This window comes from Arenimonas sp., assembly GCF_044348765.1.
Lineage (GTDB): Bacteria > Pseudomonadota > Gammaproteobacteria > Xanthomonadales > Xanthomonadaceae > Arenimonas.
Window position 1 is genome coordinate 1 of sequence record NZ_JBIKSE010000011.1, and the last position, 13714, is coordinate 13714.

At 57.1% G+C, this 13714-nt stretch carries 9 protein-coding genes and 1 riboswitch; of the genes, 7 read left to right on the forward strand and 2 right to left on the reverse strand.

Annotated elements, in window-relative coordinates; all coding sequences use genetic code 11:
* Positions 1 to 61: 61 nt before the first annotated feature.
* Together ald and ACIQ0Q_RS03255 are read right to left on the reverse strand one after the other, a co-directional pair.
* Positions 62 to 1180, reverse strand: a complete 1119-nt coding sequence (ald, locus tag ACIQ0Q_RS03250) for an alanine dehydrogenase (protein ID WP_395771515.1) — start codon at positions 1178 to 1180, stop codon at positions 62 to 64.
* A 33-nt stretch (positions 1181 to 1213) separates the two neighbouring features.
* Entirely contained in the window at positions 1214 to 2575 is a 1362-nt protein-coding gene (locus tag ACIQ0Q_RS03255) for an aspartate aminotransferase family protein (RefSeq protein WP_395771516.1), read from the reverse strand.
* 153 nt (positions 2576 to 2728) lie between these two features.
* Between ACIQ0Q_RS03255 and ACIQ0Q_RS03260 the strand changes: the two genes are divergently transcribed.
* From ACIQ0Q_RS03260 to greA, 7 genes are all read left to right on the forward strand, one after another.
* Positions 2729 to 3277 carry a cupin domain-containing protein gene (locus ACIQ0Q_RS03260; RefSeq protein WP_395771517.1) on the forward strand — a complete coding sequence of 183 codons (549 nt, stop codon included), beginning with the start codon at positions 2729 to 2731 and terminating at the stop codon, positions 3275 to 3277.
* Between the two features lie 23 nt (positions 3278 to 3300).
* Positions 3301 to 4803 carry an aldehyde dehydrogenase gene (locus ACIQ0Q_RS03265; protein WP_395771518.1) on the forward strand — a complete coding sequence of 501 codons (1503 nt, stop codon included), beginning with the start codon at positions 3301 to 3303 and terminating at the stop codon, positions 4801 to 4803.
* A complete protein-coding gene (locus ACIQ0Q_RS03270) occupies positions 4800 to 5477 on the forward strand; it encodes a 4-hydroxy-tetrahydrodipicolinate reductase (protein ID WP_395771544.1) in 678 nt (225 codons plus the stop codon). Before ACIQ0Q_RS03265 ends, ACIQ0Q_RS03270 begins: the two co-directional genes overlap by 4 nt.
* A gap of 41 nt (positions 5478 to 5518) precedes the next feature.
* A riboswitch (glycine riboswitch) is annotated at positions 5519 to 5604 on the forward strand.
* 134 nt (positions 5605 to 5738) lie between these two features.
* Positions 5739 to 8603 carry an aminomethyl-transferring glycine dehydrogenase gene (gene gcvP / locus ACIQ0Q_RS03275; protein WP_395771519.1) on the forward strand — a complete coding sequence of 955 codons (2865 nt, stop codon included), beginning with the start codon at positions 5739 to 5741 and terminating at the stop codon, positions 8601 to 8603.
* Between the two features lie 262 nt (positions 8604 to 8865).
* Positions 8866 to 9987: a glutamine-hydrolyzing carbamoyl-phosphate synthase small subunit gene (gene carA, locus ACIQ0Q_RS03280; protein WP_395771520.1), complete on the forward strand. Its 1122-nt coding sequence runs from the start codon at positions 8866 to 8868 to the stop codon at positions 9985 to 9987.
* Positions 9987 to 13214 (forward strand): carbamoyl-phosphate synthase large subunit, encoded by a 3228-nt coding sequence (carB, locus tag ACIQ0Q_RS03285; RefSeq protein WP_395771521.1) that lies wholly within the window; start codon positions 9987 to 9989, stop codon positions 13212 to 13214. The genes carA and carB overlap by 1 nt, the downstream gene beginning before the upstream one ends.
* On the forward strand, positions 13211 to 13693 hold the full coding sequence (greA, locus tag ACIQ0Q_RS03290) for a transcription elongation factor GreA (protein WP_395771522.1): 483 nt from the start codon (positions 13211 to 13213) through the stop codon (positions 13691 to 13693). The genes carB and greA overlap by 4 nt, the downstream gene beginning before the upstream one ends.
* Positions 13694 to 13714: the final 21 nt, after the last annotated feature.

The window sequence follows — 13714 nt, forward strand, 5'->3', positions numbered from 1 at the left end:
GCCGAAAACGGCATTGCCATCGATGAAGTGGGCGATGGTGGCGGTCATGGCGAATTCCCAGTCAGGCGTTCAGTGCTTTAGCGGCAGATACGTAGGCATAACCCAAATCATCGGCAACCGCCTTGTGGGTGATTATTCCGGCGTGTACGTTCAGGCCATTGATCAGATGCTCATCGGCGAGCAGTGCTGCTTTGGCGCCTTTGTTCGCAATCTGTACAGCGAAAGGCAGGGTGGCGTTGGTCAGTGCGAAGGTCGAGGTGCGCGCCACGCCGCCCGGCATGTTAGCCACGCAGTAGTGAATGATGCCATCGATTTCATAGGTTGGATTCTGGTGGGTGGTGGCTTTCGAGGTTTCAAAGCAGCCGCCCTGATCGATAGCGACATCGACCAGTACCGATCCGGGACGCATCAATTTGAGCTGTTCGCGCGACACCAGTTTCGGCGCGGCTGCACCGGGGATCAGCACGGCGCCGATGACCAGATCGGTGTCCGGCAGACGCTCTTCAATGGCGTCATGGGTGGAGTAGATGGTGGTGATGCGGTCCCCGTAGAGCTCATCGAGGTATTTCAGGCGATCGAGTGAGCGGTCCAGAATGGTGACATGGGCGCCCATGCCCATCGCCATACGCGCGGCGTTAATGCCGACCACGCCGCCGCCGATGACCAGCACTTCCGCCGGTTTTACCCCCGGAACGCCACCGAGCAGCACGCCTGAACCGCCCTGGGCTTTTTCCAGAGCATGTGCACCGGCCTGGATTGACATGCGGCCGGCCACTTCCGACATCGGCGCCAGCAGGGGTAGGCCGCCCTTGCGGTCGGTCACTGTTTCATAGGCAATGGCGGTACAGCCCGAGGCGACTAAGGCTTTGGTCTGGTCCGGATCGGGTGCCAGATGCAAGTAGGTATACAGAATCTGGCCCGGACGCAGCATCGCGCATTCGGCCGGCTGCGGTTCCTTGACCTTGATGATCATCTCGGCGCGCTGGAAGATTTCGTCGGCGCTATCGACGATTTCCGCACCGGCTTTTTCGTAGTGTTCGTTGCTCAGTCCGATAGACTTGCCGCCGTCGCGCTGGAGCATGACTTTGTGGCCGTTGGCGATCAGTTCGCGTGCGCCGGACGGGGTCAGGCCGATGCGGTATTCGTGGTTTTTGATTTCTTTCGGGACGCCGATAAGCATGGGGAACTCCGGGTTACTTGAAGTGGGGTGATTTTAAGCGGTTTCACGGATCGCGTCGGCGATTTTCGAGAACAGCAGGTCGATATGGGGTTTTTCCAGGATCAGTGGCGGCGACAGGGCGATGACATCGCCGGTGACACGGATCAGCACATCTTTTTCGTGGAAGCATTTGGTGAACACATCATAAGCACGGGTGCCGGGTTTGCCTTCGCGCGGCGCGAGCTCGATGGCGCCGATCAAGCCGAAGTTGCGGATGTCGATGACATTCGGCAGACCTTTGATCTGGTGGATGGCGTCTTCCCAGTACTGCTCCAGGCTGATGGCCTTTTCGTACAGGTTTTCCTCGGCGTAGATATCGAGCGTAGCCAGAGCGGCGGCGCAGGCCAGCGGATGGCCGGAATAGGTGTAGCCATGGAACAGGTCGATCATGTGCTCCGGACCGGACATGAAGGCCTCATGGACCTTGTCGGCGATGAACACAGCACCCATGGGGACGCAGCCGTTGCTCAGGCCTTTGGCGGTGGTAATCAGGTCGGGCGTGACATGGAAACGTTGTGCGGCAAAAGCCTTGCCGACCCGACCGAATCCGGTAATGACTTCATCGAATATCAATAATATTCCATACTTATCGCATATTTCTCGAATTCGCTTCAAGTAACCGTCCGGCGGGATGATGACCCCTGCGGAACCGGCGATGGGCTCGATAATGACGGCAGCAATGGTGCTGGCATCATGCAGCGCGACCAGACGTTCGAGATCTTCGGCCAATTCCAGGCCATGCTGGGGTAGGCCGCGGTTGAACGCATTTCGGTCGATGTCCAGGGTATGCCGCAGGTGATCAACGCCGGACAGGCCGTTGCCATACCATTTGCGGTTGTTCGGGAGGCCGCCTACAGAGATGCCGCCGAAGCCGACTCCGTGATAGCCCTTTTCACGCCCGATCAGGCGCGTGCGCTGGCCCTCGCCACGGGCGCGGTGATAGGCCAGCGCGACTTTCAGGGCGGTGTCCACCGATTCCGACCCGGAGTTAGTGAAAAATACATGATTCAGCGTGTCCGGGGCGATGGCGGCCAGGCGCTCGGCCAACACAAAGGGCAGCGGGTGGCCCATCTGAAAGGTCGGGGCGAAATCGAGGGTGGCAATCTGCTGCTGGACCGCATCGATGATGCGCTGACGGCCATGGCCGGCGTTGCAGCACCAGAGTCCGCCGGTGCCATCGAGGATTTGCCGGCCATCGGTGCTTTGGTAGTACATGCCTTCAGCGCTGGCCAGAAGTCGGGGCTGATGTTTGAATTGACGATTGGCCGAGAAGGGCATCCAGAACGCGTCCATCTGCTCGGGAGCCCGCAGGGCTTGGTTCTTATAGTGTTGGTGATAGGAGCTTTTATCGTTCATGGCGGTCACGAATGAGGTGTTTAGCGATACTATACAATGTTGAATAAATTTTACAACCTGCACTTTTGTAAATTATTTTGATATATATATTGACCTCAAATCTGGAAAGTGTTAAATATTCAACATCATAATTGACACTCTCAAGCAGACCCCATGGATATCGGTTTACGCCTTCAGGAAGTCCGGAACAAGAAGGGCTTAAGCCAGCGTGAGCTGGCCAAACGGGTCGGTGTAACCAATAGCACCATCTCCTTGATTGAACAGAACAAAGTCAGTCCGTCCATCAGTTCTTTGAAAAAAGTGTTGGACGGCATTCCGATTTCGCTGGCGGACTTCTTTACCGTGGATCTCGATCGCGATGGCGACGACTCCCCCTTTTACGGCAAGGAGGAGCTCATCGATGTCGGGAATGGCGGCATACATTATTATCTGGTAGGCCAGAACAAACCTCAGCGTCAGATGTGCATCCTCCGCGAAGTGATGCCGGCTGGATCGGATACCGGCAAGGAGATGCTGTTGCACGAGGGCGAAGAAGGTGGTGTCATCATCCAAGGCGAAATCGAGCTGACGGTGGGAGATCAGATTCGTGTGCTCGGCCCGGGCGATGCCTACTATTTCGAGAGTAAAACCCCCCACCGCTTTCGCAATGTCGGTAAGCAAGATGCCATTCTGGTTAGTGCCAACACCCCGGCTACCTTCTAATCAGCCAGAGACGAGAATGTCCCATGTCTATTAAGTACAGTCGTGCCGAGTGGGAAGCCAAAGCCACTTCGCTGAGCTTCCGAACCCAGGCTTTCATCGATGGCGCCTATGTTAATGCCGCTTCTGGAAAGACATTCGGCTGCATCAGTCCGATCGACGGTCAATGCCGTGCACAGATTGCCGAATGCGACGCAGAAGATGTCGGCCGGGCAGTAAAAGCATCGCGCCGCGCATTCGAATCCGGCGTCTGGTCGGAAACATCTCCGGTGCATCGCAAGAAGACCCTGCTGAAATTCGCACAGCTTCTGGAAAAGCATGCGGAAGAACTGGCATTGCTGGAGTCCATTGACATGGGCAAGCCGGTAGCGGACGCACTGGCCATCGACGTCGCTGCCAGTGTCCGTTGCCTCAGTTGGACGGCAGAGGCTATTGACAAAGTGAATGGCGAAATCGCACCAACGCCACGGCACGAATTGGGCTTGATCACCCGTGAGCCGCTCGGCGTGGTTGCCGCCATCGTGCCTTGGAACTTTCCGTTGTTGATGGCCAGCTGGAAATTCGCCCCGGCCTTGGCAATGGGAAACTCGGTCATCCTGAAACCTTCCGAAAAATCTCCACTGTCGGCGATCCGTATTGCCGAGCTTGCCATTGAGGCTGGAATTCCGCCGGGGGTATTCAACGTCCTACCGGGTTTCGGCAAGGCAGCCGGCGAGCCACTTGCCTTGCATATGGATGTTGACGGACTGGTGTTTACCGGTTCGACCGGTGTTGGCAAACATCTGCTGCAGTGTGCCGGTCAATCCAATATGAAGCGCGCCTATATGGAGTGTGGTGGTAAAAGTCCGAATGTGGTGTTTGCTGACGCTCCCGATTTGCCAGCGGCTGCCGAAGCGGCGGCTATCGGTATTTTCTTCAATCAGGGCGAAGTGTGCACAGCCGCGTCGCGATTGCTGGTCGAGCGCTCGATTAAAGATGATTTCGTTAAGCTGGTGGTTGAAGCCGGTAAGAATCTCCATCCCAAACATCCGTTCGAGCCCGGGGCGCCGATGGGCGCCATCGTCGATGAAGGCCAAATGCTGCGGGTGCTGTCCTATATTGAGAAGGGTAAATCTGAGGGGGGGCGCTTGGTGCTTGGCGGCGAACGTGTCATGACCGAATCCGGGGGCTATTACGTGGCTCCAACGGTATTCGATGATGTTGCTCCTGAGATGACCATTTCCAAAGAGGAAATTTTCGGCCCAGTGTTGTCGGTCATCGCCTTCGATGACGAAAAAGAAGCCCTCCGCATCGCCAATGATACCGATTTCGGTTTGGCGGCCGGCGTCTGGACCTCGAACCTCAGCCGCGGGCATCGCATGGCCAAAAAACTGCGTGCCGGCAGCGTCTGGGTCAATTGCTGGGACGGCGGCGACATGACTGCGCCCTTTGGCGGCTTCAAGCAGTCCGGCAATGGCCGTGATAAATCCCTTCATGCCTTCGAGAAATACACTGAGCTCAAGGCCACTTGGATCAATTTGGAATCCTGATGGGCGCATCGGTGAAATTATTGATTCACGGGGCCTCCGGTCGCATGGGGCAGGCCTTGATCCGCCTGGCGCAGGCCAATCCCCTGGTGAAAGTGGTGGCCATGACCGGGCGGAGCAGTTTTCCACCCTTGGCTGAGCTGCCCGAATTCGATGTCGCCATCGATTTCAGTTCGCCGGAGGGTTTCGATGCCGTGTTGGCGCTTTGCCTGCAACGCAAGAAACCTTTGGTGAGCGGCACCACCGGCCTGAGTGCGGCACAATTTCTATCTCTGAAGCAGGCTGGGGCGCATATTCCGGCGCTCTGGGCCTCGAACTATTCGCTGGGTGTTGCGGTATTGAACCGTCTTGTGGCCCAGGCCGGGCAATGGCTCAAGCATTGGCAGCTCGATATCCTCGAAAGCCATCACATCCACAAGAAAGATGCGCCATCAGGAACGGCATTGAGCCTGGGTGAAACGGCACGTGTCGCCACCGGTGCCGAGCCCATTTATCACTCCTTGCGCTGCGGCGATGTCGTCGGAGAACACACAGTCCAGTTCACCGGGCAGGGCGAGCGCATCGAGCTCATTCATCGTGCCACCAACCGGGATATCTTTGCCCAAGGGGCGCTGTTTGCTGCCGAAAAGATCCATGGCAAGCTGAACGGACACTATCAATTTGCCGATCTGCTTTGAGCGAAAAAACCCCTTGGATGGGCGCGTAACTTGCTATAATTGCTTGCCGTGCGGGAGAGATTGGATTCCCAGCGCCGAAGGAGCAACCGCCCCGGAAACTCTCAGGCAAAAGAACCGCCGGTGTAGACACTCTGAAAAACGGTGCGGCTCATGCCGGCGCCTGCCGACGGGATAACACTCTCAGGCAAACAGACAGAGGGGGCGCCGCTACCGGGCAGGCTAATGTCCGGTTTCCGATGCGCACTCATCCAGAGATCTGTCATGACCGAACCTCACGCCTTGCCGCTTCCGCACGTTGCCCGCGATTTCGCCGCCCGTCACATCGGCCCTTCTCCCCAGGAAGTCCAGCAGATGCTGGATGCCGTCGGGGTCGACAGCATGGAAACTCTGATTGCGGAGACCTTGCCGGAGTCCATTCGGATTCTCAGGCCGCTGAGTAGCATGGGCCGTGCGCTGTCTGAAGTTGAAGCTTTGGCTAGGTTACGCGAGCTGGCTTCAAAAAATACCATATTCACTTCGCTGATCGGACAAGGTTATTCCGGTACCCTGACCCCATTGGTGATTCTGCGCAACATTCTCGAGAATCCGGCTTGGTACACGGCCTATACGCCCTATCAACCTGAGATTTCCCAGGGCCGTCTTGAAGCACTCTTGAATTTCCAGACCATGGTTTGTGAACTGACCGGGCTCGATGTGGCCAATGCTTCCCTGCTGGACGAGGGTACTGCGGCTGCCGAAGCTATGGCTGTCGCCGAACGCGTTTCAAAAACGAAAACCCGTAAATTCTTCGTTGATGAACAATGCCATCCGCAGACTATTGCGGTCCTGCGAACCCGCGCCGAACCGCTCGGTTGGCAGCTGGTCATCGGCAATCCAAACACCGATCTGGATGTGGCCGATGTGTTCGGCGCCATTTTCCAGTATCCGGGCAGCGACGGGGAAATCCGTGACTTCCGCCCGGCCATTGCCCGATTAAAAGCCGCTGGAGCGCTCAGCATCATGGCCGCAGATCCGCTGGCGCTGGCATTGCTGACATCCCCCGGCGAACTCGGTGCTGACATGGCCATCGGATCGACCCAACGCTTCGGCGTTCCGATGGGGTATGGCGGTCCACATGCCGCCTATATGGCCGTCCGTGATGCCTATAAACGTTCGATCCCGGGCCGTCTGATCGGCGTTTCCATCGATTCACGCGGTCAGCCGGCCTATCGTCTGACGCTGCAGACGCGCGAGCAACACATCCGCCGAGAAAAAGCGACCTCGAACATCTGCACGGCGCAGGTGCTACTGGCGGTGATTGCTTCGATGTACGCGGTTTATCATGGTCCTGAAGGACTTGCCGCCATCGCCGGTGATCTCCACGCCCGTACCAAAGTATTGACCGCTGGCCTTGCCAAGCTCGGTTTCGGCGTCCGTAACCGGCATTACTTCGATACCATTACGGTGGATGTGGGATCCCAGCGGGACGCCATTGTGGCCCGCGCAGCGGCCGAGAAGATCAATTTCCGGATTGTGGATGACAACACCTTGGGCATCGCATTGGATGAAGCCACCAGGCCGGAAATTGTCGAAGCGGTCTGGCGTGCCTTCGGTGGCCAACTCAACTATGCTGAAATCGCGGTGGCCGGTGATGCCGTACCGGTCGGTCTGCTGCGCAAGGAGCCCTGTCTCCAACATCCGATTTTCAGACGCTACCGCTCCGAAACCGAACTGCTGCGCTATCTGCGCAAGCTGTCTGACCGCGACCTGGCCCTTGATCGTGCCATGATTCCCCTGGGTTCCTGCACCATGAAACTCAACGCCACGGCCGAGATGATTCCGGTCACCTGGCCGGAATTCGGCGCCCTACATCCGTTCGCACCTGCAGAGCAGGGCAAGGGTTATTACGAACTGTTCGATGACCTGAAAAAATGGCTGATCGAAATTACCGGATACGATGCGGTCTCGCTGCAACCGAATTCTGGAGCGCAGGGGGAGTACGCCGGTCTACTGGCCATCCGCGGCTACCATCATGCTCGCGGTGAATTAAACCGTACAGTCTGCCTGATTCCGTCTTCGGCGCACGGGACCAATCCAGCCTCGGCCCAGATGGTCGGGATGGATGTAGTGGTAGTCAACTGCGATGCCGACGGCAATGTCGATGTCGACGATCTGCGCGCCAAAGCCGAACAAAACAGTGCCAATCTGGCGGCATTGATGGTGACCTATCCGTCCACCCATGGTGTGTTCGAGGAACGTATCCGTGAAATCTGTGACATCGTGCACCAGCACGGCGGCCAGGTCTACATGGACGGCGCCAACATGAATGCCCAAGTCGGGCTTTCGCGTCCTGGCGATTTCGGTGCAGATGTCTCGCATCTGAATCTGCACAAGACATTCTGCATTCCGCATGGCGGTGGCGGTCCAGGCATGGGTCCGATCGGTGTCAAAGCGCATCTGGCGCCGTATCTGCCCGGACATCCGGTTCTGGATGCTGGCAGCGCTCCGGTTGGTCCGGTTTCAGCAGCGCCTTTCGGTTCGTCCTCGATTCTGCCAATCAGCTATGCCTACATCCTGATGATGGGCGGCGAGGGTCTGAAATTGGCAACTGAAGTCGCCATCCTTAGTGCAAACTATATGGCGTCCCGTCTGCATCCGCATTTTCCGGTGCTGTTTCGCAACCACAACGGCCGTGTTGCTCATGAATGCATCATTGATCCACGTCCTCTGAAAGACGCCTGTGGCGTGACCGTCGATGATATTGCCAAGCGTCTAATCGATTTCGGTTTCCACGCTCCCACCATGAGTTTCCCGGTGCCAGGTACACTGATGATCGAACCGACCGAGTCGGAAGCGAAAGTGGAGCTGGATCGTTTCTGCGATGCCATGATCGCCATCCGCAAGGAAGTTTCCGATATTCAAAACGGTCGTTTCTTGGTCGAACAAAGTCCGCTCCGTAATGCACCGCATACTGTGTTTGACCTTGCCGAGGCCGAATGGAACCGGCCTTACAGCCGTGAAGAGGGGGTATTCCCGGCCGGCAGCGCCCGGCAGGACAAGTACTGGAGTCCGGTCGGCCGCGTCGACAACGTGTATGGCGACCGCAATCTGATTTGCATCTGTCCGACGCCGGACGATTACCGCTGAGTCTGGTTGCGCTTCAGGCATCGAGGGCGGCTCTTCAAGGCCGTCTTCGTGCCTGTAATCGTTGCTGTCATGCCATGTTTCCGGTAGCGGGCTTCGGCCGGTGTTTCAAGATGAATACCAGAGGATGATTTCCGAGCATGGCTGGACACTCGGGCCTGATTCCGCTATAATTCTCACTCGCCTAAACCGCCTTTTTACGGCCTTTGCGCAATGCAAAGCTTCGCCGTGGGAAGAACCTTAAACTATTGAAAAGGCGAGCTTTGTGACCCAATCAGCCATTCTCGCTCTCGAAGACGGTACCGTATTCGAGGGTCTTTCCGTAGGCGCAACCGGCATTTCGGTCGGTGAGGTGGTGTTCAATACCGCCATGACCGGTTACCAGGAAATCTTGACCGATCCCTCGTATTCCAGGCAATTGGTCACCCTGACCTATCCCCACATCGGCAACACCGGGATTACCGTTCAGGACAACGAATCCAATAAAGTCTATGCTGCCGGTCTGATCGTACGCGATGTGCCGCGCCGGGCCAGCAACTGGCGCAACCAGATCGACTTGCCGGAATGGCTGAAACAGCACGGCATTGTGGCCATTTCGGATATCGACACCCGCAAGCTGACCCGTATTCTGCGCAACAGCGGCGCCCAGAGCGGAACGCTCATGGCCGGCGTCGTGGATATCGACCATGCGCTCGAGGCCGCACGCAAGTTCGTTGGGCTGAAAGGCATGGATCTGGCCAAGGTCGTGTCCTGCAATGAACCCTATGCCTGGAAAGATGGCCAGCTCGACCTGAACAGCCAGACCTTCGTACAGGCACCCGAACGCCTGCATGTGGTTGCCTATGATTTCGGTGTCAAACACAATATCCTGCGCATGCTGGCCGAGCGCGGTTGCCGCATTACCGTGGTGCCGGCACAGACTCCGGCCGAGCAGGCCATGGCTCTGAATCCCGATGGCATCTTCCTGTCCAACGGCCCCGGCGATCCGGCGCCCTGCGATTATGCGATTACCGCCATCAAAACCTTCCTCGCCCGAAAAATCCCGACCTTCGGCATCTGCCTCGGCCATCAATTACTGGGTCTGGCCAGTGGCGCCAACACCCTGAAAATGAAATTCGGCCATCATGGCGCCAACCATCCGGTGCAGGATCTCGATTCAAAGCGGGTGATGATTACCTCGCAGAATCACGGATTTGCCATCGATGAGAGCAGCCTCCCGGTCAATGTAAGGGTGACGCACCGTTCCCTGTTCGATCAGTCCAATCAAGGCATCGCGCTGACCGATGCGCCGGCCTTCAGTTTCCAGGGGCACCCGGAGGCCAGCCCTGGACCGCATGACGTGGCCTACCTGTTCGACAAGTTCATTACGCTCATGGAGAAACGCTGATGCCCAAGCGTACTGACATACAGACCATCCTCATCATCGGTGCCGGTCCAATCGTCATCGGGCAAGCCTGCGAGTTCGACTACTCCGGCGCACAGGCTTGCAAGGCCTTACGCGAAGAAGGTTACCGAGTAGTCCTGGTCAATTCAAATCCAGCCACCATCATGACCGACCCGGAAATGGCCGATGCGGTTTACATCGAACCGATCAATCCAGCCACGGTCGAGCGCATCATCGCCAAGGAAAAACCGGATGCCTTGCTGCCGACCATGGGAGGCCAGACCGCGCTGAACTGTGCTCTGACCCTGGCCGATGAGGGTACGCTCGACAAATACGGTGTACAGCTGATCGGCGCTTCACGGGAAGCCATCCGCATGGCCGAAGACCGTGAACTGTTCCGCGTGGCCATGGCCGATATCGGCCTTGATTGTCCGAAAGCGGAGATCGCCCGCAGTCTCGAACAGGCACTCGATATCCAAACCCGTGTCGGTTACCCAACCATCATCCGGCCAAGTTTTACGCTGGGCGGCAGTGGCGGCGGCATCGCCTATAACCGCGAAGAGTTCGTGGAAATCACCAAGCGTGGACTTGATCTGTCGCCAACTAGCGAAGTGCTGATTGAAGAATCCGTGCTTGGTTGGAAAGAATATGAAATGGAAGTGGTGCGCGACACCTCCGACAACTGCATCATCGTCTGCTCCATCGAAAATCTAGATCCGATGGGTGTGCACACCGGCGACTCAATCACCGTAGCCCCTGCGCAGACCTTGACCGACAAGGAGTACCAACGCCTGCGCGATGCCTCTATTGCCGTCTTGCGTAAAATCGGTGTCGATACCGGTGGTTCCAACGTCCAATTCGGCATCAATTCCCAGAATGGCCGTGTGGTCGTGATCGAAATGAATCCACGCGTGTCTCGGTCTTCGGCATTGGCCTCGAAAGCCACCGGGTTTCCAATCGCCAAAATCGCTGCCAAACTGGCTGTCGGTTACACGCTTGACGAACTGCGCAATGAAATCACTGGCGGTGCTACTCCGGCATCTTTTGAGCCCACCATCGATTACGTCGTCACAAAGATCCCGCGCTTCGCTTTCGAGAAATTTCCAGCCGCTGATGCCCGTCTGACCACCCAGATGAAATCGGTCGGTGAAGTCATGGCGATGGGCAGGACATTCCAAGAATCCGTGCAGAAAGCATTGCGCGGTCTGGAAATCGGCAAGGTCGGTTTCGACCCCACCGGCGCCGCCACCCAGGGCGAAGAAGGCCTGCTACGCATCAAGCGCGAACTGAAAGAGCCGGGCCCGGAACGCTTGTTCCAGGTTGCTGAGGCCTTCCGTGCCGGGCTGAGCGTGGATGAAGTGTTCAAACTCAGCTTCATCGACCCTTGGTTTCTCGATCAAATTGAGGAATTGATTGCTATCGAAACGGAAATCGCCAACGGAGGCCTGAAGGCGCTAAATGCTATCCGTCTGCGACATCTCAAGCGCAAGGGTTTTTCCGATTCCCGCATCGCTCAGCTGACAGATACCGATGAGTCGGCTGTGCGTGTGCTTCGCCATGCCTTGAAAGTGCGGCCCACTTATAAACGTGTCGATTCCTGTGCCGCTGAATTCGCCACCGACACCGCCTACCTGTATTCCACCTATGAGGACGAATGCGAGGCGGCACCGTCCGACCGCAGGAAAATCATCATTCTCGGCGGCGGTCCGAACCGGATTGGGCAGGGCATCGAATTCGATTACTGCTGTGTGCATGCATCACTGGCGCTGCGTGAGGACGGTTTCGAGACCATCATGATCAACTGCAACCCGGAAACGGTTTCCACTGATTTTGATACATCCGATCGCCTGTACTTCGAACCGCTGACCTTCGAAGACGTAATGGAAATCGTCGAATTGGAAAAACCGGTCGGCGTCATCGTCCAGTACGGCGGCCAGACTCCGCTGAAGCTGGCGCGTGCACTCGAAGCCGCCGGCGCGCCAATTATCGGCACATCCCCAGATTCCATCGATTGGGCAGAAGACCGTGAACGCTTCCAGCGCCTGGTCGAGGAACTCGGGCTGCTGCAGCCGCCGAACCGAACGGCCCGCAACGCCGAACAGGCACTCGCCATGGCCAATGAAATCGGTTACCCGCTGGTGGTGCGTCCCAGTTATGTGCTCGGCGGTCGCGCCATGGAGGTGGTTTACTCCGATGAGGACCTGTCGCGCTATATCCGTGAAGCAGTCCAGGTGTCCAACGATTCGCCGGTTCTGCTCGACCGGTTCCTCGACCATGCCGTTGAAGTAGATGTCGACATCATTGCCGACATGGACGGCAATGTCCTGATTGGTGGCATCATGGAGCACATCGAAGAAGCTGGCGTGCATTCTGGGGATTCGTCCTGCTCACTGCCGCCTTATACGCTCAGTAGCGGCATCCAGGACCGTCTGCGTGAACAGGTCAGCAAAATGGCCAAAGCGCTCAAAGTAGTGGGCCTGATGAACACCCAGTTTGCCATTCAGGGCGACACCATCTTCGTGCTGGAAGTCAATCCACGCGCTTCACGCACGGTGCCCTTCGTTTCAAAAGCGATCGGCGTACCGCTGGCGAAAATCGCCGCCCGCTGCATGGCTGGCCGCAGTCTGGCGTCCCAGAATGCCGTGCGTGAAGTTATTCCGCCTTTTTATTCGATCAAGGAAGCGATTTTTCCGTTCGCCAAGTTCCAGAATGTCGATCCCATTCTGGGACCTGAAATGCGCTCGACCGGTGAAGTCATGGGCGTCGGCCGGACCTTCGGCGAAGCTTTCGGCCGGGCCGAAGAGGCAGCAGGAATCCGGGTGCCGCAGATCGGCAAGGCCTTCGTCTCCGTACGCGAAGTCGACAAGCCACGTTTGGTAGAAATCGCACAATCCCTGCTCAACAAGGGATTCAGTCTGGTCGCTACGCATGGTACAGCCGGCTATCTGCGCGGAAAGGGTCTGCCCTGTGAGGCTATCAACAAGGTGGCCGAGGGCCGCCCGCATATCGTTGATCTCATTAAAAACGGCGAAATCAACTACATCGTCAATACCACAGAGGGCAAGCAGGCTATCGCGGATTCATTCTCGATCAGGCGTGAAGCCCTGCAGCACCGGCTGGTTTATTCGACCACGATACCCGGCGCCAAGGCGCTGATTCAGTCGATGGATACCCGAGATAATCCACGGGTCTGGTCCTTGCAGGAGCTGCATCGGGAACTCAACAGATGAGCACTATCGTTCCTTTGACCCATGCTGGTGCCCTCCGGCTGCGGGCCGAACTGGAAAATCTGAAATCGGTAAAACGGCCGCAGATCATCGAAGCCATTGCAGAGGCACGCGCTCACGGAGATCTTAAGGAAAACGCCGAGTACCATGCCGCACGTGAACAGCAGAGTTTCATCGAGGGCCGTATCCAGGAACTGGAATTCACGCTTTCGCACTGTCAGATCATCGAGGTTGGCAAACTTAAGGCAGGCTCTAAGGTGGTCTTCGGAGCCACGGTCGAGCTTGTCGATATTGAGACCGATGCCACGGTAATCTACATGATTGTCGGTGATCTCGAGGCTGATCTGAAACAGCAACGCATTTCAATCTCATCGCCGATTGCGCGCGCTCTGATCGGAAAGCATGAAGGTGATGGCATCACCATTCTTGCGCCGGGCGGGAACCGTGAATACGAAATCACCGCAGTCCGTTACATCGACTGACTATGACTAGAACTGGCACGC